This is a genomic window from Fuscibacter oryzae (genome assembly GCF_016765795.1).
Lineage (GTDB): Bacteria > Pseudomonadota > Alphaproteobacteria > Rhodobacterales > Rhodobacteraceae > Fuscibacter > Fuscibacter oryzae.
Genome location: NZ_JAESVP010000001.1, coordinates 584616 through 611090, shown reverse-complemented (window position 1 = coordinate 611090; position 26475 = coordinate 584616). Strand labels below are relative to the sequence as shown.

The 26475-nt window shown below is 63.8% G+C and carries 31 protein-coding genes; 11 read left to right on the top strand and 20 right to left on the bottom strand.

Going from position 1 to position 26475, the window contains the following annotated elements:
• The first annotated feature begins 108 nt into the window (after positions 1-108).
• Together JI744_RS03020 and ispH are read left to right on the top strand one after the other, a co-directional pair.
• Positions 109-684, top strand: coding sequence for a LabA-like NYN domain-containing protein (locus JI744_RS03020; RefSeq protein WP_202658188.1), 576 nt, complete (start codon positions 109-111; stop codon positions 682-684).
• Between the two features lie 141 nt (positions 685-825).
• Complete coding sequence (gene ispH / locus JI744_RS03015) at positions 826-1773, top strand: 4-hydroxy-3-methylbut-2-enyl diphosphate reductase (protein WP_202658187.1); 948 nt, start codon at positions 826-828, stop codon at positions 1771-1773.
• Between the two features lie 31 nt (positions 1774-1804).
• On the opposite strand, the gene JI744_RS03010 is transcribed toward ispH, so the two are convergent.
• The 3 genes from JI744_RS03010 to JI744_RS03000 form a co-directional block, all read right to left on the bottom strand.
• The gene (locus JI744_RS03010) at positions 1805-2179 is read right to left on the bottom strand and encodes a hypothetical protein (RefSeq protein ID WP_202658186.1); all 375 of its coding nucleotides are present in this window, start codon (positions 2177-2179) and stop codon (positions 1805-1807) included.
• A gap of 7 nt (positions 2180-2186) precedes the next feature.
• A complete protein-coding gene (locus JI744_RS03005) occupies positions 2187-2960 on the bottom strand; it encodes a DUF6478 family protein (protein ID WP_202658185.1) in 774 nt (257 codons plus the stop codon).
• A 129-nt stretch (positions 2961-3089) separates the two neighbouring features.
• On the bottom strand, positions 3090-3680 hold the full coding sequence (locus JI744_RS03000; protein ID WP_202658184.1) for a cation transport ATPase: 591 nt from the start codon (positions 3678-3680) through the stop codon (positions 3090-3092).
• Between the two features lie 152 nt (positions 3681-3832).
• Here JI744_RS03000 and JI744_RS02995 point away from each other — a divergent pair, with 152 nt between their 5' ends.
• Together JI744_RS02995 and JI744_RS02990 are read left to right on the top strand one after the other, a co-directional pair.
• The gene (locus tag JI744_RS02995; protein ID WP_202658183.1) at positions 3833-4732 is read left to right on the top strand and encodes a peptidoglycan DD-metalloendopeptidase family protein; all 900 of its coding nucleotides are present in this window, start codon (positions 3833-3835) and stop codon (positions 4730-4732) included.
• A gap of 211 nt (positions 4733-4943) precedes the next feature.
• Positions 4944-5849: a LysR family transcriptional regulator gene (locus JI744_RS02990; RefSeq protein ID WP_202658182.1), complete on the top strand. Its 906-nt coding sequence runs from the start codon at positions 4944-4946 to the stop codon at positions 5847-5849.
• 7 nt (positions 5850-5856) lie between these two features.
• Here JI744_RS02990 and JI744_RS02985 read toward each other — a convergent pair whose 3' ends face one another.
• From JI744_RS02985 to JI744_RS02975, 3 genes are read right to left on the bottom strand one after another with little or no spacing between them, the layout of a single operon-like run.
• Positions 5857-6855 carry an OmpA family protein gene (locus tag JI744_RS02985; protein ID WP_202658181.1) on the bottom strand — a complete coding sequence of 333 codons (999 nt, stop codon included), beginning with the start codon at positions 6853-6855 and terminating at the stop codon, positions 5857-5859.
• Between the two features lie 42 nt (positions 6856-6897).
• On the bottom strand, positions 6898-7569 hold the full coding sequence (locus JI744_RS02980) for a GNAT family N-acetyltransferase (protein WP_236019206.1): 672 nt from the start codon (positions 7567-7569) through the stop codon (positions 6898-6900).
• A 41-nt stretch (positions 7570-7610) separates the two neighbouring features.
• Positions 7611-8330 (bottom strand): competence/damage-inducible protein A, encoded by a 720-nt coding sequence (locus JI744_RS02975; protein ID WP_202658179.1) that lies wholly within the window; start codon positions 8328-8330, stop codon positions 7611-7613.
• Positions 8331-8442: 112 nt separating this feature from the next.
• On the opposite strand from JI744_RS02975, the gene map reads away from it, so the two are divergent.
• The gene (map, locus tag JI744_RS02970; protein WP_202658178.1) at positions 8443-9273 is read left to right on the top strand and encodes a type I methionyl aminopeptidase; all 831 of its coding nucleotides are present in this window, start codon (positions 8443-8445) and stop codon (positions 9271-9273) included.
• 54 nt (positions 9274-9327) lie between these two features.
• Here the strand turns inward: map and rsmD are convergent, their stop codons facing one another.
• Positions 9328-9897 carry a 16S rRNA (guanine(966)-N(2))-methyltransferase RsmD gene (gene rsmD / locus JI744_RS02965; RefSeq protein ID WP_202658177.1) on the bottom strand — a complete coding sequence of 190 codons (570 nt, stop codon included), beginning with the start codon at positions 9895-9897 and terminating at the stop codon, positions 9328-9330.
• 64 nt (positions 9898-9961) lie between these two features.
• A complete protein-coding gene (locus tag JI744_RS02960; protein ID WP_202658176.1) occupies positions 9962-11170 on the bottom strand; it encodes an NAD(P)/FAD-dependent oxidoreductase in 1209 nt (402 codons plus the stop codon).
• A 79-nt stretch (positions 11171-11249) separates the two neighbouring features.
• Here JI744_RS02960 and JI744_RS02955 point away from each other — a divergent pair, with 79 nt between their 5' ends.
• A complete protein-coding gene (locus JI744_RS02955; RefSeq protein WP_202658175.1) occupies positions 11250-11738 on the top strand; it encodes a peroxiredoxin in 489 nt (162 codons plus the stop codon).
• A 15-nt stretch (positions 11739-11753) separates the two neighbouring features.
• On the opposite strand, the gene JI744_RS19045 is transcribed toward JI744_RS02955, so the two are convergent.
• The 5 genes from JI744_RS19045 to JI744_RS02930 all read right to left on the bottom strand — a co-directional run bounded on the left by JI744_RS19045 (position 11754) and on the right by JI744_RS02930 (position 15265).
• Complete coding sequence (locus JI744_RS19045) at positions 11754-12131, bottom strand: 4a-hydroxytetrahydrobiopterin dehydratase (protein ID WP_202658174.1); 378 nt, start codon at positions 12129-12131, stop codon at positions 11754-11756.
• A gap of 17 nt (positions 12132-12148) precedes the next feature.
• Positions 12149-12757, bottom strand: a complete 609-nt coding sequence (locus JI744_RS02945; protein WP_202658173.1) for a glutathione S-transferase family protein — start codon at positions 12755-12757, stop codon at positions 12149-12151.
• 18 nt (positions 12758-12775) lie between these two features.
• A complete protein-coding gene (locus JI744_RS02940; protein ID WP_202658171.1) occupies positions 12776-13927 on the bottom strand; it encodes a GNAT family N-acetyltransferase in 1152 nt (383 codons plus the stop codon).
• A gap of 106 nt (positions 13928-14033) precedes the next feature.
• Positions 14034-14804 (bottom strand): glycerophosphodiester phosphodiesterase family protein, encoded by a 771-nt coding sequence (locus tag JI744_RS02935; protein ID WP_202658168.1) that lies wholly within the window; start codon positions 14802-14804, stop codon positions 14034-14036.
• Positions 14804-15265 carry a RidA family protein gene (locus JI744_RS02930; protein WP_202658165.1) on the bottom strand — a complete coding sequence of 154 codons (462 nt, stop codon included), beginning with the start codon at positions 15263-15265 and terminating at the stop codon, positions 14804-14806. The genes JI744_RS02935 and JI744_RS02930 overlap by 1 nt, the downstream gene beginning before the upstream one ends.
• A gap of 150 nt (positions 15266-15415) precedes the next feature.
• Here JI744_RS02930 and JI744_RS02925 point away from each other — a divergent pair, with 150 nt between their 5' ends.
• The 3 genes from JI744_RS02925 to lpxK are packed head-to-tail and all read left to right on the top strand — an operon-like array spanning position 15416 to position 17829.
• Positions 15416-15661, top strand: coding sequence for a DUF4170 domain-containing protein (locus tag JI744_RS02925; RefSeq protein ID WP_202658163.1), 246 nt, complete (start codon positions 15416-15418; stop codon positions 15659-15661).
• Between the two features lie 9 nt (positions 15662-15670).
• Positions 15671-16831, top strand: a complete 1161-nt coding sequence (locus JI744_RS02920; protein ID WP_202658161.1) for a 3-deoxy-D-manno-octulosonic acid transferase — start codon at positions 15671-15673, stop codon at positions 16829-16831.
• The gene (gene lpxK, locus JI744_RS02915) at positions 16831-17829 is read left to right on the top strand and encodes a tetraacyldisaccharide 4'-kinase (protein WP_202658159.1); all 999 of its coding nucleotides are present in this window, start codon (positions 16831-16833) and stop codon (positions 17827-17829) included. Before JI744_RS02920 ends, lpxK begins: the two co-directional genes overlap by 1 nt.
• Here the strand turns inward: lpxK and JI744_RS02910 are convergent.
• Genes JI744_RS02910 through JI744_RS02900 form a run of 3 tightly spaced genes read right to left on the bottom strand, consistent with a single transcriptional unit; the run spans position 17826 to position 20115 of the window.
• Positions 17826-18941 carry a CaiB/BaiF CoA transferase family protein gene (locus JI744_RS02910; RefSeq protein ID WP_202658157.1) on the bottom strand — a complete coding sequence of 372 codons (1116 nt, stop codon included), beginning with the start codon at positions 18939-18941 and terminating at the stop codon, positions 17826-17828. The two genes, lpxK and JI744_RS02910, sit on opposite strands and share 4 nt — an antisense overlap.
• Positions 18938-19579 carry a DsbA family protein gene (locus JI744_RS02905; protein WP_202658251.1) on the bottom strand — a complete coding sequence of 214 codons (642 nt, stop codon included), beginning with the start codon at positions 19577-19579 and terminating at the stop codon, positions 18938-18940. The genes JI744_RS02910 and JI744_RS02905 overlap by 4 nt, the downstream gene beginning before the upstream one ends.
• 2 nt (positions 19580-19581) lie before the next feature.
• Complete coding sequence (locus JI744_RS02900) at positions 19582-20115, bottom strand: DUF721 domain-containing protein (RefSeq protein ID WP_202658155.1); 534 nt, start codon at positions 20113-20115, stop codon at positions 19582-19584.
• 82 nt (positions 20116-20197) lie between these two features.
• Here JI744_RS02900 and mutY point away from each other — a divergent pair, with 82 nt between their 5' ends.
• The gene (gene mutY, locus JI744_RS02895; protein ID WP_407927490.1) at positions 20198-21391 is read left to right on the top strand and encodes an A/G-specific adenine glycosylase; all 1194 of its coding nucleotides are present in this window, start codon (positions 20198-20200) and stop codon (positions 21389-21391) included.
• The gene (locus JI744_RS02890) at positions 21388-22518 is read left to right on the top strand and encodes an alkane 1-monooxygenase (protein ID WP_202658153.1); all 1131 of its coding nucleotides are present in this window, start codon (positions 21388-21390) and stop codon (positions 22516-22518) included. Before mutY ends, JI744_RS02890 begins: the two co-directional genes overlap by 4 nt.
• A gap of 11 nt (positions 22519-22529) precedes the next feature.
• Here JI744_RS02890 and JI744_RS02885 read toward each other — a convergent pair whose 3' ends face one another.
• The 4 genes from JI744_RS02885 to JI744_RS02870 form a co-directional block, all read right to left on the bottom strand.
• On the bottom strand, positions 22530-23618 hold the full coding sequence (locus JI744_RS02885; protein WP_202658151.1) for a methyltransferase domain-containing protein: 1089 nt from the start codon (positions 23616-23618) through the stop codon (positions 22530-22532).
• 137 nt (positions 23619-23755) lie between these two features.
• A complete protein-coding gene (locus JI744_RS02880) occupies positions 23756-24880 on the bottom strand; it encodes a site-specific DNA-methyltransferase (RefSeq protein WP_202658148.1) in 1125 nt (374 codons plus the stop codon).
• A gap of 87 nt (positions 24881-24967) precedes the next feature.
• Positions 24968-25603, bottom strand: a complete 636-nt coding sequence (locus JI744_RS02875) for a ribonuclease HII (protein WP_202658146.1) — start codon at positions 25601-25603, stop codon at positions 24968-24970.
• A gap of 119 nt (positions 25604-25722) precedes the next feature.
• On the bottom strand, positions 25723-26292 hold the full coding sequence (locus tag JI744_RS02870; protein WP_202658144.1) for a hypothetical protein: 570 nt from the start codon (positions 26290-26292) through the stop codon (positions 25723-25725).
• Positions 26293-26475 lie beyond the last annotated feature (183 nt).

Genomic DNA, 26475 nt, shown 5'->3' with positions numbered 1-26475 from the left:
TCATCCATCTCGCCATATCTTCTTATGTCACTGCCATATTGCTGAAAATACGTTGGTCACTCACGGAACGCGATTGGTGGATGAATTTATTACCGAGGGGAAGACTGGATGTTTTATAAGGACGAACGGCTTGCGCTGTTCATAGACGGGTCGAACCTGTATGCCGCCGCCAAGGCGCTGGGTTTTGACATCGACTATAAGCTGCTGCGGCAAGAATTCATTCGTCGTGGCAAGTTGTTGCGTGCGTTCTATTACACCGCGCTGCTGGAGAACGACGATTACTCGCCGATCCGCCCATTGGTGGATTGGTTGCATTACAACGGCTTCACCATGCGGACGAAACCGGCCAAGGAGTATACCGACAGCCAGGGGCGCCGGAAGGTCAAGGGCAACATGGACATCGAACTGACGGTCGATGCGATGGAGCTGGCGCCGCGCGTCGATCATGTGGTGCTGTTTTCCGGTGACGGCGATTTCCGTCCGCTGGTGGAGAGCCTGCAACGGCAAGGGGTTCGCGTTTCGGTCGTCTCGACCATTCGCAGCCAGCCGCCGATGATCGCGGACGAACTGCGCCGCCAGGCCGATAACTTCATCGAGCTGGATGAGTTGCGCGATGTCATCGGTCGCCCGCCGCGCGAACCGCGCCCGATCGAGGCCGAGATGGTGCCGGTTTCGGTTAAGTAACATCGGCTGCGGAACGCAGGGTCAATAACGCATGGGGCCAGAGGTTGGGGAACCTCTGGCCCCATTGCATTTCATGCTGGCGCAGGGTGGACCTGATGGGGCCAAGCGACTAGCTAGGGTCGGACACTGAAGAGGCGCGCGATGAAGCCAAAGCTGACCCTGTATCTTGCAGCCCCCCGCGGCTTTTGTGCCGGCGTGGACCGTGCGATCAAGATTGTTGAAATGGCGATCGGCAAATGGGGCGCGCCAGTCTATGTGCGCCACGAGATCGTGCACAACAAATTCGTGGTCGATGCCTTGCGCGCCAAGGGTGCGGTGTTCGTTGAAGAGCTTGACGAATGCCCCGCCGACCGCCCGGTGATCTTTTCGGCCCATGGCGTGCCGAAATCGGTGCCAGAGGCGGCCGCGGCGCGGCACATGATTGCGGTCGATGCCACCTGCCCCTTGGTGACCAAGGTCCATTCCGAAGCGCACCGCCATTCCGAGGCGGGTCTTCAGATGGTGATGATCGGCCATGCCGGGCACCCTGAAACCATCGGCACAATGGGGCAATTGCCTGTGGGCGAGGTGTTGCTGGTGGAAACTGCCGAGGATGTGGCGGGGCTGGTGGTGCGCGATGAGGGCAAGCTGGCCTTCATCACCCAGACCACGCTGTCGGTTGATGATACCGCCGGCATCGTCGCGGCGCTGAAGGCGCGGTTTCCCGCAATCATCGGGCCACACAAGGAAGACATCTGCTATGCCACTACCAACCGTCAGGCGGCGGTCAAGGCGGTTGCGCCCCGGATCGACGCGCTGCTGGTGATTGGCGCGCCCAATTCCTCCAACTCGAAACGTCTGGTCGAGGTAGGGCGCGCGGCGGGCTGCGGCTATGCACAACTGATCCAGAGGGCGGCGGAAATCGATTGGCGCGCGCTTCAGGGTATTGGCGCGGTGGGTGTGACGGCAGGTGCCAGCGCGCCGGAGGTTCTGGTGGATGAGGTTCTGGATGCCTTTCGCGCCCGGTTCGACACCCAGGTTGAACTGGTGGAAACCGCGCAGGAAGACATTGAGTTCAAAGTGCCGCGTATTTTGCGCGAAGGCGTTTAGATCGGTGCGTGCTATGCACGCACCATTCCATTCAGCCAACTGTTTCCAGACAATGCCGCCGGAAGGCGCGTTTCAGCATGTCCAGCTCCGCTCGCAACAGATCCACCTCTGCCCGCAGGTCGTCCTCCATCGCCACGCCAGTGATGATGGTAAAATGTTGCAGCGTTGCTCCGGTCGCGGTGTCGCGGATCAGGAAGGTCTGCACCCCGTCGCTCAGCACCTCGGCCGGGACGGGCACGCGCACGGCCCATGATCCGAGCTGATCGGGCAGGGCGGTGACGGTGACGCCAGCCAGCGGCTTTTCCAGCAGGGTAACCTCCAGCGCTGGCGGACTGGCCGGTCCAGTCAGAATCCCCTCCCAGATTCCGGCGCGGATGCGGGTTTTGGTCAGCGTGGTGTCGGGCATCACATCCTCACAAATCAGCGCGGGGGCGGCGGCTGAAAGTCACGTCGCGCAGGATGATCTGGTTCATCTCCGGCCCTTCAAAGATCAGATCGACCCACAGCCGTTCGACCCGCTTTTCGTTGATTTTGGAATAGGCGAGGTCGAATTCCACCATCACCTCTTCTTCGTTCAGGGGCAGTTCGCGCACGATCTGTTCGACGTTGGGCCCGTGCTTGATGTTCAGCCGGGCAAAGATTTCCAGCGGCTTTTCCATCTCCACGATCACATCGCAGCGGATCAGGTGGCGCAGGCGCAGGCCAAGTGCAGCCTCGGGTGGCAGCTCCAGCACCAGCGACAGGAACGACCCGTCGAACCGGAACACATCCATCCGCAGGCCAAAGGGGGCGATGTCGGCTTCTCGCGTGTTCCTGATCTGGCGGGCGGTCAGCTCGCTGCGGCGGCAATCATGGAACAGTGTGGTGCCGGGGCCGATCTCGGCCTTGCCGGGCACGCCGGAGAAACCGGGGACGGGCATCGGACCCTTCCACATTTCGGGGCGCCAGGCCCAATCGGTGCCAAAGGGTTTGCGGATCGCGTTTGATCCGATGACCGGCAAGGCAAGGCGGTGGTCAGCCTCGTGGATCACACGGTCAAGGTTGCGGCGCAGGCCCCGCGCGCGCGACCGCAGGCTGCGCAGGGATTCCAGATCTGTCGCAGGGGCGGCATCGGCCGATTGCGCCCAGCGGCGCAAGACCCGCCGGTGCAGGAAATTCTCCAGAAGGTTCGAGAGTACGCCCGACATGCCTGCCCGTTTGTGTCGTTGTCGCCATTGCCCACGGCATGGAAACGATTCGTTCTTGAAACAAAGGAGTAAAGATTTGGTCTGCGGCGGTCCACGGAGAAGTTGTATTCCCCCGGTGTCATGCCCGGTTCAGCGGGTGGCGTTTGCGGTTGCCAGCGCGGCGACAAAGGCGTCCAGCACCTGCCGCCCTGCTTCTGGCGCCAGCGGAATGCCGGGTGTGCCGCTGGCCGAGATCGACACCAGCCGCCCGCGCGCGCCGACAAAGGCCCGCCAGTATTCGCCTTGTTTGCGATCCACCAAATGCAGCAGCAGCGCATTGCCCGAGGTAACCGCCGAAATCAGCCGCACATCGCGGGCCTTGCCATCTCGCGACAGGGTGGCGCGGCCTTCGGTCGTGGCGAAAAAGGCCGCCAGTTCGGCGGGGCTGGCCGTCATCACCCCGGCAGAACCGGGACGGCCAACTGTGGCGGTAACGATGGCGGGCACGGCGCTGGCGTCCGAATTGCAGCGCCCCATGATGATAACGGCGGAATCCGCCCCCTCGCGGCTGGTGCTGCGATCAATGCAATAGCCGGCGGGCAGGCCCATGGTGACGGCTCCGCCCAGAACCGGCGCCTGCCGGGCACTGCCCGCAACCTGACAAGCCGCCAGCGCCAACCCCGTCAGCAACAAGGCGGCAACGCGGGCACGGCGGGGCAAAGAGGGGATTGGCGGCGTCACGTCAGGCTCTTTCCGGCTGGTTTGGCCTAGGGATAGGGCGCGCATCCGGCGGGGGCAAGCGGGCAACGGCGGAAAACTTCCGGCGGAATAGGCTGGACAAATCGGGGCCGCGGCGGACAACCTGCGGATGAACGATGCTTTGGGTGGGGCAGATGAACAGCATTTACAGGGAGTTGATCGGCAAGGATGATCTTTATGCCGCCCTGCGGACGCTGGCGGCGCGGGTGCCAGATATGACGCTGGCGCAGGTTCTGGGCGGGCTGGCCGGGGGCGATGCGGCGGCGCAGGCTGTGGCGCGGCGGCTGGCGCAGGTTGATCTGGGGCTGCTGCGCGCCGTGATGCGGGTTGGGCGCGGCCTGCCCGCCAGCGCGGCAGAGGCGCAGGTGCGCCAGCATCTGGGCCGCGTTGCGGTCGCGCCGGTCTTTGCCCCGGCGATTGCCGACGCAACCAGTATCGCCCTGCCAACGCGGGGTGAGCGCCCCGACATGCCCGCCTTTTCCGATCATGCCTTTGATGACTGGTTCGCGGCGCAGGGCGTGTCCTATGGTCTTGGCCTTTATGGCGAAAAGCGCAGTATCTATGCCACCGCACAATTCGCTGATGCCGCGAGTTCTGAACGGCGGATGATTCATCTGGGCATCGATGTGTTCGCGCCCGCCGGAACCGCGGTTCATGCGCCACTGGCCGGGCGGGTGCGATATCTGACCTACAACGCCGATCCGCTGGACTATGGCCACACATTGATTTTGGAACATGAGGCCGATGGCGTGCCGTTCTACACACTTTATGGCCATCTTGGGGCAAGCCTTCCCCATATCTTGCGTTTGGGCGATCCGGTGAGCCCCGGCCAAACCATCGCGCATCTGGGGGATTGGCCTGAAAATGGCGGTTGGGCGCCGCATCTGCATTTTCAGGTGATTACCGACCTTCTGGCTCAGGATCAGGGCAACTTCTTTGGCGTGGGCCATGAAAGCCTTTGGGAGCTATGGCAATCTGTCTCGCCTGATCCGAATTTGATCCTACGTTTGCCGCCCGAAAAATTCTCTCTATAGTTGCGAGCGAAAATCAGGCAAAATACCCTGCGTTGATCAGTAATCCTTGGGTCATTCGTGGCGCTTTCGCCGGATTTGCCTTGCTTGGTCGTTTCCCTGCCTTCAACGATCCGCGACATTACCCCGGATCGGTCGCGTCTGCGCCCCGATCCTGCCCGAATTGGCGGTCAATAACACTCCATCTGCCCTTGCTGCCACCTTGGGGAAACAAATGGACCGACTGACAGAAATGGAAGCCTTCGCCACCGTGGTGGATCAGGGCGGATTCACGGATGCCGCGAAGAAGATGGGGATTTCGAAATCCGCCGTTTCCAAGCATGTCTCTGCGCTGGAGGCGCGTCTCGGCGCCCGGCTTTTGAACCGCACGACTCGCCGCGTTTCGCCGACCGAAATCGGCTTGGCCTATTACGACCGTGCCCGCCGCGTTCTGAACGACGCCGGAGAGGCCGATGCCCTAGTGACAAGTATGCAATCCGCGCCTTCGGGTCTGTTGCGGATCAGCGTCGCCACCGATTTCGGGGTGAACCTGCTGTCGCCGATCCTGGGCGATTTCCTGCTGGAATATCCCGACATCACCGTGAACATGGTGCTGAACAACCGCTATGTCGAGTTGATCAGCGAAGGCTTTGACCTTGCGATCCGGGTGGGTGAACTGGAAGACTCGTCGCTGCGGGCCCGCAAGCTGACCGAGACGACCAAGCGGATGATCGCCTCGCCCGCCTATTACCAGAAGTTCGGGCGTCCGATGAAGATCGACGATCTGAACGACCACAAGCTGCTGCATTACTCCAACCAAGCCAATGGCAATGTTTGGAAAATCACCGCGCCATCGGGGGAAAAGCGTCAGGTCCGCTCTGCCGGGTGGCTGACGGTGAATGACGGGCAAAGCCTGCTGAATGCTGCGATTTCGGGCCTTGGCATCGCGTTCCTGCCGTCGTTCCTTTATGCTGATGCGATGCGTCTTGGGCAGATCGAAGAGGCCATTCCCGGCCTGCCGACCGAAGTTCTGGGCATTTATGCCGTCTATCCGCCGGGCCGGTTCACCCAGCCCAAGGTGCGCGCCTTCATCGACTTTCTGGCACGGCGGTTCCTCGACAAAGGCCCCGACAACTGGTGAAATCTGCCTAAGGGCTGACGGAAAGGGTCGAGGTCGCAATGACCTCGACCCTTCTGTTTTGACGGCGGCCTTCGTCGGTGGCGTTGCTGGCGCGGGGGGCCAGAAAGCCCGCGCCATCGGCCGAAACCTGTGCGGCATCGACCGAAAGCGTATCGATCAGCCAGCGCCGCACGCTTTCGGCCCGCGCCTTTGACAGCCGCAGGTTGGCCGCCTGCGTGCCAGAGGCATCGGTATGGCCGACCAGCAGCGCCTTGCGCGCCGGATCGGCGCGCAGCCAATCACCGAGTGCCACCAGTTCCGGGTACTCACCTGCGGCAAGATTTGCCGAGCCGGACGGGAACACCAACCCGTCCAGCACCGCCGGCTGACCAGAGGCAAGTTTGCCCGCCATGTCGGGCGGCGCGGTCACGGGCGCAGCCGCGACTGGCGCAACAGCGTCCAAGGGCGTGGCGGGGGCCAGTTGCTGTGGTGATTTGGTCGAGGTGGTCAGTGCATCGGGTGCCGCAAGTTCGGGGCCGATGCGCGTCATCTGGACAAAGCCGTCATGGGCCGACCGGCTGATCAGCAACGCAACATAGACCGGCCCCGCAGCCCCCGCCCGTTCGGCGGCGAAATACCGGAAATCGCCCAGATCGACGTGCATATCCGGTTCGGCCAGCACATCGCTGGCATAGCGGAAATCATAGCCGCCGCAGCCCTCGCTCTGGCATTCGTAAAGTGAGGTAAACCCCTGATCCCGAAGTTGTTGTCGCAGGGGTGCCAGAATTTCCAGTGTGCCTACCCCGTCGGCTCCAAAGCGCCAGGCGGTCTGATCGACTGCGCCCTCGATCGGACGGACCTGCAATGCCCCATCCCGAAACGGGCCGATGGCAAGGCTATAAGAGGTCATCGGTTGGCTATGGCTGGCCGTGATTTCGGCGGTGGCCGGAAATGTAAGGGGCGCCTCGACGGCAATGGCCGGACAGGCGGCAAGCACCGCAAGGGCTGCCGTGCAAAGCGGCTGCAATCTGGGTCTTGTGGCTTTCACCAGTTCTGGCCTCTCGCGGGCTCATTTCTGTCGATAATGATAGTGTCCCACAACCTGCATTCCGACGGAAGTATAAAGGGCACGGGCCGGGGCATTGGCGGTTGTGACCACCAGCGAGAGGGTGGTTGCCCCTTGGTCTTGCGCCCAAAGTGCTGCCGCCCGCAGGATGTTGTGCGCGGAACCCTGCCGACGAAAGGCAGGCGACACCTCCAGCGCGTGCAGCATCGCCAGATCACCGTCGCAGGCGACAAAGGCAACACCCGCGGCGCGGTCCTGCGCGCGGCCCAGAATGGCGGTCTTGGCCCCCTTGGCGCGGTGCATCACCGCCACCCGTGCGGGCCCGATGCCGCCCTCGGCCCACAGGTCGCGGGCAATCTGCATCGGTGGCCAGTGGGGAAAGGTGGTCATCCGTTTCGGCAGCATCTGCACCAAATCGGCCACGGGAGCGGCATAGGCCAGCACCGGATCAATCACCGTGTATTCCCGCGCTGCCAGTTCCATGTCCAGCGCCTGATCTTGCGGGCCGATCAGGAACAGGGGGGCGTCCATCGCGGCCTCTGCTGCGTCAAGATCAGCCGAGAGCCATGGGCCGGTGGCGCTTGCCGCCGACACGCGCTTGCCGCCCCCCGCACCATCGCGCAGGGCAAAGGGGCCAAGTGGCCAGCGCCGGGCAGGGGGCCATGTTGCCTCCATCGCGGCAAACAGGCGATCGGGGGTAGGGGATGGGGCCTTCGTCATCCGAACAGCGCCACCAGCCGCTTCATCGCCTCGGCCAGCAGGGCCGGATCGGTGCCGCGGATCACCAGGTTGGTGCCATGCGCACCGTTCTGGATGAAGGGATAGGAACCCATCGACAGATCGGGGAACTGTGCGGCCAGCGCACCGAAATCGCTGGCGATCTCGCCCTCGCCCCGGTTCACGCGCAGGGATTGCGACAACAGGGGGGCGCCGCCGGTCAGGGTGGGCAGGACACTGGCGACCATGGCCTGAAAGATGTTCGGCACGCCTGCCATGACATGCACATTGCCAAGGGTGAAACCGGGCGCGGTCGAGACTGGATTGTCGATCAGAATGGCTCCGTCAGGAATGCGGGCCATGCGCTGGCGCGCCTCGTTGAAAGGCAGGCCCGCGCGGTCGTAATGGGCTTGCAGCAGCGCCATGGCATCGGCACGGTGGCCGATATGCGCCCCAAAGGCTGCCGTAATCGCATCGGCGGTGATGTCATCATGCGTTGGTCCGATACCGCCCGAGGTGAAAAGGTGGTCCACCCCCGCCCGCAGCGCGTTCACCGCCGCAACAATAGCGGCGTGATCATCGGCCACCACCCGCACCTCGACCAGACGGATGCCGATACGGGTCAGCTCGCCCGCCAGATAGTGCATGTTCGAATCGCGGGTGCGGCCCGAAAGGATTTCATCACCGATGACCAGCATGGCGGCGGTAGGATTCGGCATCTGTGCCTCCGATCTTGATGTTCGTTATAGGTGTGACCTGCGCCCTACTGGTCAAGCCCCGCCCGATCCCCTATCTAGGCCGTGATCTGGCGCCAAATGCGATGAGGACACCTTGGAAGAGACCCGCGGCCGCGTGACCCGTGATGGCATTCGTATCTATGAGGATGCGGATTTCGCAGGAATGCGCGTGGCGGGGCGGGTTGTGGCCGAAATCCTCGACATGGTGGCAGCGCTGGTCAAGCCCGGCGCCACCACGGGCGAGATTGATGATTTCATCCGCGCCGAAGTTGACCGGCGCGGGGTGGTGTCGGCGACCATCGGCTACAAGGGCTATCAGCACGCCTCGTGCATCAGCGTCAATCAGGTGGTCTGCCACGGCATTCCGGGGGCAAAGGTTCCGGGGCGTTCGTCGGATGTGATTCAGGATGGTGACATTCTGAACGTCGATGTGACCGTGATCGTCGATGGCTGGTTCGGCGATTCCAGCCGGATGTATGTGGCGGGCAACGTCAAACCCTGGCGGATGCGGCTGATCGAGATCACGCATGAGGCGCTGATGCGCGGGATTGCCACGGTCAAGCCCGGCAACACCTTTGGCGACATCGGCCATGCCATTCAGACCTATGTCGAGGCGGCGCGCATGTCTGTGGTGCGCGATTTCTGCGGCCACGGCTTGGGCCGGGTGTTTCATGCCCCGCCGAATGTGCTGCACTATGGCCGCCCGGGGTCGGGCGCGGTGCTTGAAGAGGGCATGTTCTTTACCATCGAGCCGATGGTGAACCTGGGCCGCCCCGAAACCAAGGTGCTGAAAGACGACTGGACCGCCGTGACCCGCGATGGCCGCGACAGCGCGCAATATGAGCATTCGATCGGCGTCACCGCCACGGGATGCGAGATTTTCACCGCGTCGCCTGCGGGCAAGTTCTTCAAGGGCTGGGAATAGGCGGTGCGTGCGTAGCACGCTAAGTCTCATGGTCTGGCGGTAGGGTGCGTGATTTCACGCACCATCCGGTGCCCGCAGGATTGTAACCAGCGTATCGCCGTATTTGCGCTGATCCAACTCCTCGAACCCGTCGGGCACGAGGGGGGTAGTGCCTTCTTCCCACACCACCAGCGCGCCGGGGGCCAGCCAGCCGCCTTCAACACAGCTTGCCAGGGCCGCCTCGCCAAGCGCCTTGCCATAGGGTGGGTCAAGGAACACCAACCCATACTCAGGCCCCCGGTTCGGCCCCATGCGGGTGGCATCGCGCCGCCAGACATCGGTGGTGCCCATCGCCTGCATGGCCTCGATATTGCGGCGCAAGAGCGCGCGGGCAGTGGCGCCATCATCGACAAATGCCACCCGCGCCGCCCCACGCGACAGCGCCTCCAGCCCCAGCGCGCCGGTGCCTGCAAACAGGTCCAGCACCCGTGCGTCGGTCACCGGGTCGCCATAGCCCCCGTTGATCAACAGGTTGAAGATCGCCTCTCGCACGCGGTCAGAGGTGGGGCGCAGATGCGCCGCCGGATCACCTTCGCCCACCTCGGCCAGTTTCAGCCCGCGCCTTGCGCCGCCGATGATCCTCATGGCGCTGCCAAAGGGGCGCACCCCTCTCCCGTTCGGGGAAAGGGGATGGAGATGGGAGCGGACATCATCCCTTGAGCAGTGCCTTCAGATCCGTCGCCGGATCGGAAATTTTGGCAGCGTCCGGGGCTTTCCCCATTTCGATCAGGCGCTTGCCCACCATGTAGGCTCGGCTGTCGTTCATCGCATCCACCGCGAGCAGGCGGTCGCCCTGATAATACCAGTAGCTGACCGCCTCGCCCTCGGTCTGGCGCGTTACCACGCGATCATAGCCGGTGTTCAGGCCCGCGATCTGCAATTTGCAATCATACTGGTCGGACCAGAACCACGGCTTGGCCTGATAGACCACGCCCGCGCCCATGATATTCTCGGCGACCAGTTCACCCTGATCAATCGCATTGCCCACAGATTCCAGCCGGATGCGCCCGCCGTTATGCGGAAAGCTGGCACAATCGCCCGCGGCCCAGACATGTGGCGCGCTGGTCTGGCCCGTCTCATCGGTGCGGATGCCGTTTTCAATCGCGATGCCCGCAGCCTCGGCCAATTCCGCGCCCGGCGTGATGCCCACGCCTGCAATGACGAAATCGGCGGGCAACTCGCGCCCGTCTTTCAGACGCACCGCGCTGACATGCCCGTCGCCCACCAGCCGGTCTAACCCGGTTTCTTCCAGAATGACCGCGCCCGCATCGCCATGCAACTTGCGGAAATAGGCCGAGGTTTCGGGCGCCGCCACCCGTTGCAGGATGCGCGGGGCCATTTCGATCACGGTGACATTCAGGCCCAGCTTGCGCGCAACTGCCGCCGCCTCCAGCCCGATATAGCCGCCGCCAACAACCACAAGATTGCGGCCCGGCTGAAACTCGGCCCGCATCGCATCGACATCGGCCAAGGTGCGCACGGTGTAGACGCCACCCAGATCGCCACCCACGGCGGCAGGCAGACGGCGGGGGGTGGACCCGGTGGTCAGCACCAGATCGTCATAGGCAATGGTTTCGCCGCCAACAGTCACGGTCTGTGCGCCGGTGTCGATAGCCGTCACCTTGGTCCCCAGTTTCAGCGCGATGTTGTGCTGGCCCCAGAAATCGGGCGCGCGCAGCCACAGACGCTCTTCCTCCATCTCGCCCAACAGATAGGCCTTTGACAGGGGCGGGCGTTGATAGGGAGGACTCGGCTCTTCGCCAATCATCGTAATTTGCCCGTCATGGCCAAGCGCGCGCAATTTGGCCGCCACCGCCGCTCCTGCCTGCCCCGCGCCCACAATCACCACATGCGCCATCTTTGCCCCCTCTGGCCCTTGTCAGGGCCGGACCCTATATCCCGTGATACAGGAAACGCAACGTGACGAGGGACGAAGAATGACGATTTCAGTGGGCGACAAGCTGCCAGCGGCAACGGTTTTGCAGATGGGGGCAAATGGCGCCGAAGCGGTCGATCTGGGGGCAAAGCTCGCGGGCCGCAAAGTGGTGATCTTTGGTCTGCCGGGGGCCTATACCGGCACCTGTACCACGGCGCATGTGCCCAGCTTTATCCGTACCAAAGGCAAGTTTGATGCCAAGGGTGTCGATGAGATCATCTGCCTTTCGGTCAACGACCCCTTTGTGATGAAGGCCTGGGGTGACAGCACGGGTGGAACCACGGCGGGCATCACTTTTCTGGGCGATGCCGATTCCAGCTTTACCAAGGCAATCGGGATGGAGTTTTCGGTACCGCATCTGGGGCTGAATGACCGGTCCAAGCGCTATGCGCTTTATGCCGAAGATGGCGTGGTCAAGGTTCTGCACCATGGGCAGGAAACCAGCGCCTGCGAGATTTCGGGCGGCGAGGCGATGCTGGACGCGATCTGATCTTTGGGGGGCGGCTCAGGCCGCCCCTTTGCCACCTGCGTGCAGCTTGCACAGGCAGTCTACCGGCTCGGAATGGTTGCGCACCACGGTGGCGTCGCCCGCCAGCTTGTCCATCCGCTGCGCCAGTTCCACATCCAGCGCTGACAGGCCGTCGCAGTCATGCGTGGTCAGCGTGACATCGACCACATTGTAAGTGTTCGACCATTCCGGGTGATGGTTCAGCTTTTCCGCCGCCAGTGCCGCGCGGGACATGAAGCCCCAGGCTTCAGAAAAGCTTTTGAATTTCCATATTTTGCGCAGGGCGTCGCGGTCGGCCACGCCCATCCAGCCGGTTTCGCCCAAGGCGGGCAGGCGGGTCACGCGGTCTTCGTCTGACAACAGGGTTGCGGGCATGGTCTGTCCTTTCGCGATCAGGATTTTGGCGGCATCAGCGCATCATCCAGCGCATTGGCGCGGGAAAGGGCGGGACGGGTGGCGATCCGGTCCCAATAGGCTTGCAGCATCGGGTCGGTATGCAGGGTGCCAAAGCGCAGACCCCAGCCGATCTGGCTGCCGACATAAACATCGGCGGCGCTGAAAGTATCGCCACAGAAATAGGTGTTGCGGCCAAGATGCCCGATCAGCGTGGTCATCACCGAATCCATGCTGCCATAGCCAAAGCGACCGCGCTCTTCTGCCGTGGGCACCCAGCCTTTGGACCCGTTGGTCACGGCCTGTTTCAGCGGCCCCGCGCCAAAGAACATCCAGCGATACAAGGCACCCCGATCGGCGGGCATCAGGCCTGCCTGCGGAAAGGTATCGGCCAGCCAGGTGCAGATAGCGCCCGCCTCGGTCACCACGCCATGATCATGGACCAGCACGGGAACCTTGCCCATCGGGTTGATCGCCAGATAGTCGGGCGTTTTCATCGGCGGGCCGAAGGCCATGACAACGGTGTCATAGGGCTGGCCCACCTCTTCCAGCATCCAGCGGACGATACGGCCGCGCGACATCGGGTTGGTGTAAAACGTCAGGGCCATTGGTTCCTCCCGTTTGGCTCAGTCGTCGGTGGTCACCTTGCGGAAGGGGCCATAGCTGGTCAAGACCTCGATCTCTTCGCCCACGGCGCGGCGTTCTTCGGTAAGATAGCGGGCAACGGCGGCACGGAAGCTGGGGTTTTCAATCCAGTGCAAGGAATGGATTTCGGCCGGCAGATAGCCGCGCGCCAGCTTGTGTTCGCCCTGCGCCCCCGCCTCGACCCGCAGGCCATGGGCGATGGCGTAGTCCATCGCCTGATAGTAGCACAGTTCGAAATGCAGGCAGGGATATTCGGCCACAGAGCCCCAATACCGGCCATAAAGCGTTTGCCGCCCGATGAAGTTCAAGGCCCCCGCGACGGGTTTCGTGCCGTCATAGGCCAGCACCAGCAGCACATCGTCGCGCATGGTGGTGTGCAACTCGTCAAAGAATTCGCGGGTCAGATAGGGGCGGCCCCATTTGCGGCTGCCGGTATCCTGATAAAATGCCCACATCGCCGCCCAATGGTCGGGCGTGATGTCATCGCCGGTCAGGGCGTGGATCGTCAGGCCGTGGCTGCGGGCGGTTTCGCGTTCCTTGCGGATCATCTTGCGCTTGCGGCTGGAAAGTTCAGCAAGGAAGGCGTCGAAGCTGGTGTAACCGGGATTTTCCCAGTGATATTGCTGGGTAATCCGGCGCAAGGTCCCGTCAAGGCCGGTCAGCGCCAGTGCCTCTTCCTTGGTGCAGAAGGTCACATGCAGTGACGACAGGCCGTTGCCGCGCGTCAGGTCTATCGCCGTTTCCATCAGCGCCGTGCGATAGTCCGGCGCGCCCAGAAACCGCCGCCCGGTGGCGGGGGTAAAGGGCACGGCAGATTGCAGTTTGGGGTAATAGCTGCCGCCCGCCCGTTCCAGCGCCTCGGCCCAGCCGTGATCAAAGATGTATTCGCCCTGGCTGTGGCTTTTCACATAAAGCGGCATCGCCGCGACAAGGCGGCCCTGATCGCGCAGCACCAAGGGCCGCGTCTGCCAGCCAGTGCCCTTGCCGGTAGACCGGGAACGGTCGAGCGCCGACAGGAAGCGGTGGGTGGTGAACGGGTCGTGCGGGCGGCCGGATTCGTGACAGGCAAGCCCATCCCACTCCGGCGCGGGAATCTCTGCCATGCCGGTATGCAGGGTGGCGTCTAAGGTCATGCTTTAACGATCATGGCGGTCGCCTTTTGCAACGGCGGGGGGCTGTCTGCCCCCCGTGCCCCCGAGAGTATTTCAAAAGGTGCAAATGGGGTGCTGTGGCCTTGTGTCAAGCGGGCAGGGCGGCGGGGTAGTTTTCAAACGTGATGTTCTGCGCGACCTTGCGGGCCTGTGCCTCTTCGGTGGGCGAGCGGATGGTCCAGGTCAGGATCGCGGCGCCTTGGGCTTTCAACTCGGCCACGCGGGGGCGGGCAAGGTCGGCGGCTTCGTGGCTGATGAAGCTGGACAGGGTGCGGTCGTAATCGGGGATCGGGCGAAGTTCATCGCAGCGGGCAGGAGAAAGCGGGGCCCAGCCGGCATGGTCATAGGCGGCGGTGGTCAGCCCGCGCGGGATATGCGGGGCAAGCCGGGCCAGATGGGCGATGCAATGGGGGTTGAAGGACATCAGGGCGACGGGGCCGCGATAGGTTTCAAGGGCTTTTGCCACCGCTGCCTCCAGACGGCCATCGGTGTCAGACATGCTGTCGGTCGGGTCTTTCAACTCGACCAGCAGCGGCACACGGCCCGCCACAAGTGCCAGCATTTCGGCGAAAGAGGGCGGCGGTTCGGCGCAGTCTTTCAGCCCTATCGCCTGCATTTCGGCCAAGGTCTTGTCTTTGACAAAGCCGGTGGCCTTGGTCAGCCGCTCCAGCCATTCATCATGGAAAACAAGGGCCTGGCCGTCCCTGGTCAGTTGCAGATCGCATTCGATGCCGTAGCCCGCTGCAATCGCCGCCCGAATGGCGGGCAGCGAGTTTTCCGGCCGCCCCTCGCTGCGCTTGTGATAGGCGCGGTGGGCGAGGGGGGTGGTCAGAAAAGCAGCAGGCAGGGGAACGCGCATCACTTGATCTCGAAAATGCCTTCGATTTCCACCGCGACGCCAAAGGGCAGCGAGGCGGCGGAGACAGCAGAGCGCGCATGACGACCGGCATCACCAAGGGCTGCAACCATGAAATCGGAAGCGCCGTTGATCACCTTGGGCTGGTCGGTGAATTCTGGCGTCGAGTTGACGAAGCCCACCAGTTTTACTGCGCGCACCACGCGGCTGAAGTCACCGCCCACGGCTTTTTTCAACTGTGCCAGCAGCGAAATTGCGCAGGCTTTTGCGGCCTCTGCCCCTTGTTCCACGCTCATGCTGTCACCAAGGCGGCCCTTGATCTGGCCCCCGGCATTGGCACTGATCTGGCCCGAGATATGCACCAGATTGCCCACGATCACGAAGGGCACATAATTGGCCGCGGGTGCAGGCGCGTCGGGCAGGGTGACGCCCAGTTCGGCAAGGCGGGTTTCGATGGTGGACATGGCGGCCTCCTGTTCCGGCAGATATTCGGGGCACGCTAGCCGGGTGGCAGGGCGGGGGCAAGCGGCGGCGGGATGCTGCGTTGCGGCACGGCTTGACGGTGCGGGTGTATCGGATACCCTGCGCCAAACCTCATGGCCGGAGCCGAGAAGATGACCCAACGCCTGCACCTTGTTTTCGGCGGCGAATTGGTGGACCCGCAAAAGAACGTGTTCAGGGATGTCGCCGACATTCATATCGTAGGAATGTTTCCCGATTATGCCACGGCCTTTGCGGCCTGGAAGGCGGCGGCGCAAGGCACGGTGGACAATGCCCACATGCGGTATTTCATCGCCCATATCCACCGCCTGCGGGACGAAGCGACGCAGGGATCGGTTACGGAAGAGCTGCGGTCCTAAGGCCGGGTCATGGCGTTTTCGCTGGGCCGCAGGCTCTATGATCTTGCCTGGCGCAGCGAGGCGACGGATCGCCCCGCTTGGCCTCCCCGGCCTGCCGGGCGACTGATCTGGCTGCACAGCCCGCGCCCCACGGTGGCTTGTGGCATGGCTGAACTGGGGCGGCGGCTGGCCGAAGAGGACGGGTTCGCCATACTGCGCAGCCCCCTTGGCGCCGAGGCGCCCGTTGACCGCACGCCAGAAGTGCGCAGTTTTCTGGACCATTGGCGACCAGAGTTGATCGCGATTGCCGAGGGCGAGTTGCGGCCCGCCCTGTTCCGCGAGGCGGTGCAGCGCAACATTCCCATTCTGCTCTTGGAGGCGCGTGAGCCATGGCTGGTGCGGGGCCGAGAGGCGCTGCTACCCGGTCTGATCCGCAGCGCACTGGCCGATGTACGGCTGGTGCTGGCGCTGGATGATGGCGCGGCTCGGGCCTTTCGCCGGGCAGGTGCGGCGCAGGTCGAGGTGGCCGGGCGGCTGGAAGAGGAAAGCGCCGCTCTACCTTGTCTGGAGGCTGAACGCGCCGCTTTGGCCAAGGTGATGGCGACGCGGCCGGTCTGGCTGGCCGCTATGGTGCCAGAGGGCGAAGAGGCTACGGTGATTGCCGCACATCGCGCCTGCCTGCGGCTGGCACATCGGTTGTTGCTGGTGATGGTGCCGGAAAACCCCGACCGGGCCGAGGCGCTTGCGGCGCGGTTGACTGAGGATGAAGGCTGGACGGTTGCCTTGCGGGCGCGCGATGAGGAGCCGGACCCGGAGGTTGAGGTTTATATCGCAGATAACCTTCAGGAATTCGGCCTGTGGTATCGGCTTGCGCCGGTGACCTTTGTCGGTGGAACGCTTGCCGCGCAGGGGGCGCTGCGCAACCCGATGGAGCCTGCGGCGCTGGGGTCGGCCATTCTGCACGGCCCGCGCACCGGCGTTTACGGCACCGCCTTTGGCCGATTGGGCGCGGCACGGGCGGCGCGGGCGGTGGGGTCGGCCAATGATCTGGCCGAGGCGCTGGGCGATCTGTTGGCCCCCGACAAGGCGGCGCGGCTGGCGCAGGCGGCCTGGGCTGTCGCCTCTGACGGGGCGGAGGCGACCGAGAAGGTTTTGGGCCTGATCCGGCAATTGACCGAAGGGGGCGGCTGATGCGCGCGCCGGGGTTCTGGTTTCGGGCACCCGACGCGCCGGGGGTATGGGCGCGGCTGCTGGCACCGCTGGGAGCACTTTACGCGGCGGGAACGGCGCGGCGGCTGCGGCAGGCGGGCTATACTGCCGTGGTGCCGGTGATCTGCATCGGCAACCTGAACGCAGGTGGCACCGGCAAGACGCCGACCGCCGTGCTGCTGGCCGAGCGGTTGGTGGCGGCGGGCCATGCGGTGCATGTCGTCAGCCGCGGCCATGGCGGACGGCTGGAGGGGCCGGTGCGGGTGGATGCCGCGCGCCATGTCGCGGCGGATGTGGGCGACGAGCCGCTGCTGCTGTCGGCCTTTTGCCCGGTCTGGGTGGCCAAGGATCGCGCGGCGGGGGTCAAGGCGGCCGAGACGGCGGGGGCAGGGGTGGTCTTGCTGGATGACGGGTTTCAGAACCCTTCGGTCATCAAGGATCTGTCGATTGTCGTCGTCGATGCCGAACAGGGGTTCGGCAATGGCCGCTGTCTGCCCGCCGGTCCACTGCGCGAGCCTGTGGCGGTTGGCCTTGCGCGGGCCGATCTGGTGATGTTGATCGGCCCCGATGCGGCGCGTGGCGCGTTTCGCCAGCAATGGGTTGGGGCGCTGAAGGAAATGCCAGTTGTTGAGGGTGAGCTGAAGCCGCTGAGGATGGGGATGGATTGGGCAGGCGAGCGGGTCATTGCCTTTGCCGGGATCGGTCGGCCCGAAAGGTTCTTTGCCACCCTGCGCGCCGAGGGGGCCGACGTGGTGCGGGCCGAGGCGCTGGACGATCATCAGCCGCTGTCCGAGGCGCTGTTGAAGCGGCTGGAGATGGAGGCCTTTACCACCGGCGCGCACCTGGTCACGACCGAGAAAGACGCCGCCCGCCTGCCGCCCGCCTTTCGCCAGCGGGTGCTGACGCTGGTGGTGCGGCTGCGGCTGGCGCATGGCGCGCCGCTGGACGCGGCGTTGCGACGGCTTCACCTTTGGGGCTAGTCGTCCTGCCCCAGATGCGGTGACGGTCGATCCAGCGACAGGCTGGCGCTGCCAAAGCTGATCGGTGTGCGAACGCCCGGCACACCACCGGGCGCAATCTGCATTCCACGCGCCACCACCTGCGGATCGGCAAAAACCTCGGCCATGTTGTTGATCGGTCCGGCGGGAACGCCTTGGCCCTCGCACGCGGCCAGCAGGTCGGCCTTGGTCCAGCGCCGGGTGGCTTCGGTCAGCAGCACAGTCAGCGTGGGGCGGTTGGTCACCCGGTCGGCGTTGGTCAGAAAGCGGGGGTCAGTGGCCAGCGCCTGCAACCCCAAAATTGCGCAAAGGCGTTGATATTGCCCGTCATTCCCGGTGGCAAGGATGATCCAGCCATCGGCGCAGTCAAACACCGCATAGGGCGCAAGGTTGGGGTGGGCATTGCCCAGTTTGACCGGCGCGACCCCGGTCGCCAGATAGTTCATCGCCTGATTGGCCATCACGGACACAGCCACATCCATCAGCGCCATGTCAACCATCTCGCCCAGGCCCGTGCGGTCACGCTGGTGCAGCGCGGCAAGGATGGCGGTGGCGGCATAGATGCCGGTGAACACATCAACCACCGCGACGCCCACCTTTTGCGGCTGGCCCTCGGCCTCGCCTGTTACACTCATCAACCCGGCCATACCCTGAATGATGAAGTCATATCCGGCACGGTGGGCGTAAGGCCCGGTCTGGCCAAAGCCGGTGATCGAGCAATAGATCAGCCTGGGGTTCACCTTGCGAAGGCTTTCCCAGTCCAACCCGTATTTTGCCAGCCCGCCGACCTTGAAATTCTCGATCACCACATCGGCGTCGGCCACCAGACGGCGCACCATTTCCTGCCCTTCGGCAGTGCGGAAATCGCAGGTGACCGACCGCTTACCACGGTTGGTGGCGTGGAAATAGGCGGCGGCGCGTTCGCCGTCGTGGTCTATGAAGGGTGGACCCCAGCGGCGGGTGTCATCGCCCTCTGCTGCCTCTACCTTCAACACATCGGCGCCCAGATCGGCCAAGGTCTGACCGGCCCAGGGGCCAGCCAGAATCCGCGCCAGTTCGACGACCTTCAGGCCATGCAGCGGCGCAGTCGTCACTTGGCCAGTTCCGCGTCCAGAAGGCCCTTCAGCTCGTCATACTGCATGTTCGAATGCTTGACGCCGTTGATAAAGATGGTGGGCGTGCCTTCCACACCATCTGCCTTGAAGTTGGTCTCGAACTGCTTGACCAACGCCTCTGCCGTCGCCCCGTCCTTCATGCAGACATCAAGGCTGGCGTCATCCATGCCAGCGGTGCGGCCGATTTTCTTGAGGTTGCCGACAATGACATTCGGGTCTTCCGAATTCACCCATTCGCGCTGGGTGCTGTAGAGGATATCGACGATCCCGTAATAGCGCATCTCGCCACCGCAGCGGGCCATCATCGCAGCCCACAGGCCATAGCGATCAAAATACACCTCGCGCAGCGTGAACTGCACCTTGCCGGTGTCGATGTAATCGGCCTTCAGCTTGGCCCAGTTCCATTCATGGAAATCGGCGCAATGCGGGCAGGTGAAAGAGGCGTACTCAACGATCTTTACCTTGGCATCGGCCTGACCGATCGAGATGTCGCCAACCGCAGGGGCGGTTTCGGTGGCGGGGGCAGGGGTGGTTGCGGTCTGGGCCAGCAGGGGGGCTGCCGTGAAGCCAAGGCCAATGGCCAGGGCAAATGCGGTCAGGCCGGTCTTGAAAGTCATGGTCATGCGCCTTCCTTCGGGTTGCGGCGAGTTAAGACATTGCGCGCCAGAAGTTCAAGGGCGGCGCGCAGGCCATCGTCCTTGATCTCGGCGGCGGTTTCGGTGGCTTTTGCGACAAGGACCGGATCGGGCGCGGCGGGAGCCTTTGGTGCATGGGCAAACTGGGCCTGACCTTCGGCAAAGCCGGTGCTGGCGGTTTGCGTCAGGTGGATGCGGGCAATGGCGGAATAGCCGTAGACCGCGTTGACCCGTTCGCGCAGATGATCCTTGCGCATTTCAACCATGGGGGCGACCGCGCCGGTGGTCAGCAGGGTCAGCGTGGCGCCAAAGCCTTCGCGGCCATAGGAAATCTTGACCGGGCGGGTGATGCGGGCCAGCTCTTCGCCCGCGATCTCTGGCCATTGGGTCAAAAGCCGGGCCACGGCAAAGCCGCGCGATTCCCCGGCGGTGCGAATCCGCTCGGCCAAAAGGCGCGAGGCGGGCTCGAAGCCGCGTTCCCGACGGAACGGCGAATGGGGGGGCGGTGATTTGGCCACTGGTTCCTGCTTTGCTTGGCGCTATCTTACGCGGGCAGATGCCGGTAGGGCCAGCCGTCAGGCTGGGGGAAAGGAATAAAGATTGCGTGACGCCGAAGTGACTGCCGAAGTGATTGCCGGGGGCGATCTGGATGCGGCGGGTGCTGCGTTGCTTGCATGGTATGACACCCATGCGCGGGAAATGCCGTGGCGGGTCGGTCCGGCGGATCGGGCCGCCGGGGTTCGGCCCGATCCCTATCGCGTCTGGCTGTCCGAGGTGATGTTGCAGCAAACCACCGTGGCCGCCGTGCGCGCCTATTTCCGCCGGTTCACCGAGCTGTGGCCGACGGTGGGCGATCTGGCCGCCGCGCCCGATGCGGCGGTGATGGGGGAATGGGCGGGGCTTGGCTATTATGCCCGGGCGCGCAACCTGCTGGCTTGCGCGCGGGCGGTGGCACAGCGTCATGGCGGGCGCTTTCCTGACACGGTTGAGGGCTTGCGCGCCTTGCCCGGCATCGGGCCCTATACCGCCGCCGCCGTCGCCTCGATTGCCTTTGACCGGCCTGCCGTGGTGGTGGATGGCAATGTGGAACGGGTTGTGGCGCGGCTGTTTGCGGTGGAAACACCTTTGCCAGCGGCGAAGGCGGAACTGACGCGGCTGGCCGGGTTGTTGACCCCCGCCGACCGCCCCGGCGATCATGCGCAGGCGATGATGGATCTGGGTGCCACGATCTGCACGCCGCGCAAACCGGCCTGCGGGATTTGCCCGGTGATGGCGTTCTGCGAAGGCCGCAAGCAGGGCATCGCCGACGATCTGCCGCGCAAGGTCCCAAAGGCAGCCAAGCCCACGCGGCAGGGCATTGTTTGGGTGGCGCGGCGGCCCGATGGCGCGCTGGTGCTGGAGCGGCGGGTGGACAAGGGGCTTTTGGGCGGAATGCTGGGCTTTCCGGGGGATGGCTGGGATGGTGCGGGCGGGGAAGCCCCGCTGTCTGCCGACTGGCGGGTGGTGGGTGAGGTGCGCCATACCTTTACCCATTTCCACCTGATCCTGTCGGTTGCCGTTGCGGATACCGAGGCTGTGCCGTTGCGCGGAGAGTGGATGGCGATGCCCGCGTTTCATGCCACCGATCTGCCCACGCTGATGCGCAAGGCGCATGATCTGGCCGTGGCAGCGGGGGGGGCACACCCCCCGAGACCATTGGCTCTTGAACCAATGGCGAACCAATTGTCCCACCCCGTGGGATATTTGGGCCAGTATGAAAGCCTGCCGGGCAGTATGGAGGGGGAGGAGGGATGACGCGCGTGCGAATGACCGATGCCTTGCCATTCTGGGCCTCGCTGGGGACGGTGCCTTTGGCGGTGCTGGGGGCGTTGGTCGGCGGATGGACGGTTTGTCTGCTGCCCGTTTACAGTTGGGTGCTGTTTTCGTTGCTGGATGCGGCCTTGGGGATGAACCGCGACAATGTTGATCCCACGACACCCGAGAGCGAGTTGCTCTGGTATCGGCTGATCACGCTGATCTGGTTTCCGGTGCAGGCGGGGCTGCTGTTCTGGCTGATCTGGTATGTGCCGCAGGCCCCGCATCTGGACCGGGCCGAGCGGCTGGTGCTGTTTTTGGGCATGGGGGTTGCCTCGGGCACCATTGGCATCAATTACGCGCATGAGCTGATGCATCAGAAAGCTGCCGTTGAGCGCTGGATGGGCGATCTGTTGCTGGCCATGGTGCTGTACAGCCATTTCCGCTCCGAGCATCTACGGGTGCATCACCTGTACGTCGCCACCCCGCGCGACGCGGTGACCGCGCGGTATAATGAAGGCTTTCACCGCTTTTTCCCGCGCGTGTTGTGGCGCTGCCCGCAATCGGCCTTTCGGGCCGAGGCGGCGATGCTGGCGCGGCAGGGGCGCCCGTGGTGGCACCGCAGCAACCCGGTCTGGCGTTATGGCGCGCTGCAAGCGGTGATGCTGGCGCTGGCCTTTGGTTTGGGGGGCTGGCTGGGGCTGGGGCTGTTTGTCTGGCAGGCGGGGGTGGCCGTCTGGCAGTTGGAACTGGTGAATTACGTTGAGCATTACGGGTTGACCCGCAGGTATCTGGGCGAAGGGCGGTATGAGCATGTCTTGCCGCGCCATAGCTGGAACGCGGCGCACAAGGCATCGAACTGGCTGCTGATCAACCTGCAACGCCATTCGGACCATCATTACAAGCCCGACCGAAGGTTTCCCCTGTTGCAGACCTATGACGCGCGAGAAGCGCCGCAACTGCCCTATGGCTATCCGCTGATGAGTGCGGTGGCGATGATTCCGCCGTTATGGAAACGGGTGATGAACCGGCGGGTCAAGGCGTGGCGGCGGCAGTTTTACCCCGATGTGACCGACTGGAAACCCTATAACAAGGCATTGAACCCGCTGCCAAAGGGCGCGCCGTAAGGGCCTGTCTGTCAGGGCAGGTGGCCCCAGTGGCGCAGGGCTTGGGCCAAGGGGGCGACAAATCCTTCGTCGCTGTGGCGTTCGGCCACCGGCACCGCGCGCTGTGGGCCGATATGGGCGGCGCGTGCCAGCAATGAGGCAGTGGTCAGGCCGGGCGCTTGCTTCCAATAAAGGCCGGGCGCAAGGGTATAGCAGCCCGTCGCTTCTGCATCGGGATAGGGCAGGATCAGCAAAGCGCCGGGGCGGGCCTGTGCCACGATGCGGTGTTCCAGCAGATGGCGCTGGGCGGTATTGGCGATCGGGCGGTAGGCGTAGATCACGTCAAAATTGCCGTAATCTGGAAAATCCAGCGCATTTCCGAAATGAATATGGGTGCGGGCAAGCGGCAGGTTGCCGGTCAGCCAAGGGGTTGGTGTCGCCTCGGCAGCAGCGCGGTTGCGGCGGGCGGTTGCCAACAGCGTTTTGGCACGACGGGCGGTTGCAGGTGTGATCTCGATCCCTTCCAGATAATCAAACATCTCTTGCGCAGCCAAAAGTTTCAGACCCAGCCCGCAGCCGACATCAAGGAACGACCATGGCTCTGGCCGGTCCATGGCGCGCAAAAGCCGCCCGGCAGCGCGGATCAGGTGCAGGAAGCGGCCCATCGGCAACGGTATATCGCCATGCCGACCGTCCTCGATCAGCGCCGGAGCGGTGGGTGACAGGGCCAGATGCAGATGTTCGAACAGCCGCTCGAGCGTGGAGTCGGCTGGTACGTCGGGCAACAGAGGCAGTGGGCGCTGGTGGATCACCTGTTCCAGTCGTGTCGTGCAATCGTACCACAGGCTAAGGCTGCGAGAGCGGCGCAGGAAATCGAGCCGCGCGGCAAGCGGGTCTTGGGATTCAACGAAATAGCGTGCGGTGATCTGGCCCAGGCGGATGACCTGTTCCTGCGCAATATGGAGTGCGCCTAGAATGGCGCGGCGGCGGGCCGGGGTGAAGGGGGGCCGGATCTCCTGCGCCAGTGCTATGACCAGCGGTCGAAGCCCGGTTTCGATCCGGGCGGCGGCGCTGCGCAGGTCTAGACCCGCACCATAGACTTCCGGGTCGGTGGAAAACATCGCGGCCTCGGGGTGAAGGGGGAATCACGCGGGACTGGAGCCATGCTAGGCCAAAGCAAAAAGCCCCGCCATGCGGACATGGCGGGGAGGTGTGCCGCAGGCGGACCGCGGCACAGGCGTTCTGGAATGTCGAAAGGTCAGTGCGGGCGGCCCTGATCGGCCTCCATCTCGGCCCTGATCTGCTGGCGTAGCAGGTCGATGGGCACCATCTTGCCATCGCGCTTGAAGTGCCAATAGGTCCAGCCGTTGCAGCTTGGCGCGCCTTCCAGCGCGGCGCCAACCTGGTGGATGCTGCCCTTCACATCATTGCCGATCAGCGTGCCATCGGCGCGGACCTTGACCTTGAAACGGTTGCCGATGGAGAACAATTCCTCGCCCGGGCGCAGCATGCCGCGTTCGACCACCTGGCCAAAGGGCACGCGCGGTTCGGCGCGCTTGGACCCGGTGATTTCAAGGGCCGAGGCGTCGAAACGGCGGACACGTTCGATGCGGGCATGCGCGGCCTTGCGGTAGGCTTCTTCCCGTTCGATCCCGATGAAATCGCGGCCCAGCATCTTGGCCACGGCGCCGGTGGTGCCGGTGCCGAAGAACGGGTCCAGCACGACATCGCCAGGGTGGGTGGTGGCGATCAGCACGCGGTGCAACAGCGCCTCTGGCTTTTGTGTCGGATGCGCCTTGTCGCCGTTGTCATCCTTCAGCCGCTCATGCCCGGTGCACAGCGGGATCACCCAGTCGGACCGCATCTGCACGCCGTCATTCAGTTCCTTCAGCGCTTCGTAGTTGAAGGTGTATTTGCTGTCCTCATCCCGGCTGGCCCAGATCAGGGTTTCATGGGCGTTGGTCAGGCGTTTGCCGCGAAAGTTCGGCATTGGGTTCGACTTGCGCCAGACCACATCATTCAGCATCCAGAACCCCTGATCCTGCAAGGCAGAGCCGACACGGAAGATGTTGTGGTAGCTGCCAATGACCCAGATCGCCCCATTCGGCTTCAAAAGCCGCTTGGCGGCAGCCAGCCAGTCGCGGGTGAACTTGTCATAGGCGGCAAAGCTGGAGAACTGATCCCAGTGGTCATCGACCGCATCGACCTTGGAGTTGTCGGGCCGGTGCAGGTCGCCCTTCAGTTGCAGGTTATAGGGCGGATCGGCGAAAATCAGGTCCACTGACCCTGCGGGCAGGGCGTTCATCACCTCGATGCAGTCACCTGCAATGATCTGGTTCAGCGGCAAGGTCGGTGCCTTGGCCGGAGCATTCTTGGTCGCCATATCTGCCTCGTCTGACGGCTGCTTGATGCGCCGTTCGTTGACGAAAAGATGATTCAGACCTGATTCGCCGTCAAATTCTTTTTTGAATCAAGGGGTTATATAAATATCTTGATACAATATCTTGTGGACGGGCGCGAAGGAACGTCTATGAACGGGGGTTACGCCCAAATCTAGAAGCGCCTGAAGATGGGCCTTTGTCGGGTATCCGGCGTTCCGCTCCCAGCTATAGCCGGGGTATTGTTGCGCCAAATCCACCATGAGGCGATCACGCGTCACCTTGGCCATGATCGAAGCGGCGGCAATCGACAGGCTTTTGGCATCGCCCTTGATGATCGCCTCGGCCCGGGGCCGCAGCCCGGGGGGCAAAATATTGCCGTCAATCAGCGCGTGGCCCACCGCGCCCAACCCTGCCACCGCGCGCTCCATCGCCAGATGAGAGGCGCGCAGGATGTTCAGCGTGTCGATCTCTTCCACGCTGGCATGGGCGATGCAAACCTGTGCTGTTTCGGCGATCTGGTCGAACAGCACCTCTCGCTGGCGGGCGGTCAGGGCCTTGGAATCCGACAGGCCGGACGGAATGCGGGCGGGGTCCAGGATGACGGCGGCGGCGGTGACCGGCCCGGCAAGGGGGCCGCGCCCCACCTCGTCCACACCACATATGGGGGACAGGCCGCGCGCAAGGGCGGCGGATTCAAAGCTGAAATCGGGGATCGGTCTGGGCATGGCTTTGGCCTAGCGCGAAACCGGGCGCGAAAAAAGGGGGTGAGGGCGCCTGTTCCCCCACCCCCGAACGGGGCCACAACTTGCCTTGCGCAGCCCCGGCGCAGCGCGACCTTGGGGGCTTAGTCGCGGTCGCTGCTGCGCGGCAATCTTGATCCGCCAAAGCCTGCGCGGCGCAGGCACTGGGCCGAAAACAGCTTGTCGCGCTGGCCATAGATACGGACCGAGCGGCCGCAGTCTGGCAGGTCACGGAAGCCATAGTCGCGCAGGCACCGCCCGCCATACAACGTCACCCTGCCACTGTCGCGGCTGTCGATGGTGATGGCGCAATCCTCGGGGATGCGGCGGCGGTTGTGACGGTCGCGCGCTTTGTAATGATCCCCGCGGTAATAATCGCCACTGCCATAGTAATCTTCGTCGTCATACTGCGGACGGTCGCCATCGCGGTGCTTCATGTCATTCACGATGGCACCGACGATCAGGCCGCCGACGATGATTTTGGCCAGATTATCGCTGTCTTCATCGGCCTGCATCGGGGTGGCGCCGACCAGAACAACCGCAGCGGCGGCAGCCAGCATGGCGATGCCTTTCCATAGGCGCACCGGCTTGGGAGCAGCCGCGTTGCGGGCCTGCAAAAGCGCTGTCTCGGCAAGGGTTTCCGAGTTCATGTCGTTCAAGCTGTATGCGGTCATCGTGACCTCCTGTTGCCGTTCTTGTGTCCCGCCAAAGTGAGGAGCCAACTGGCGACTCGGCCGATGGGACCATGCAGCAAACCTGCGCCTTAGCCGTGGTGAAGGACAATAACGCGGCGGTGATATGCGATATCAACGCGGAAACCCGCCGTTGGTTATTGAATAACCCCACCCGCCCGGCGC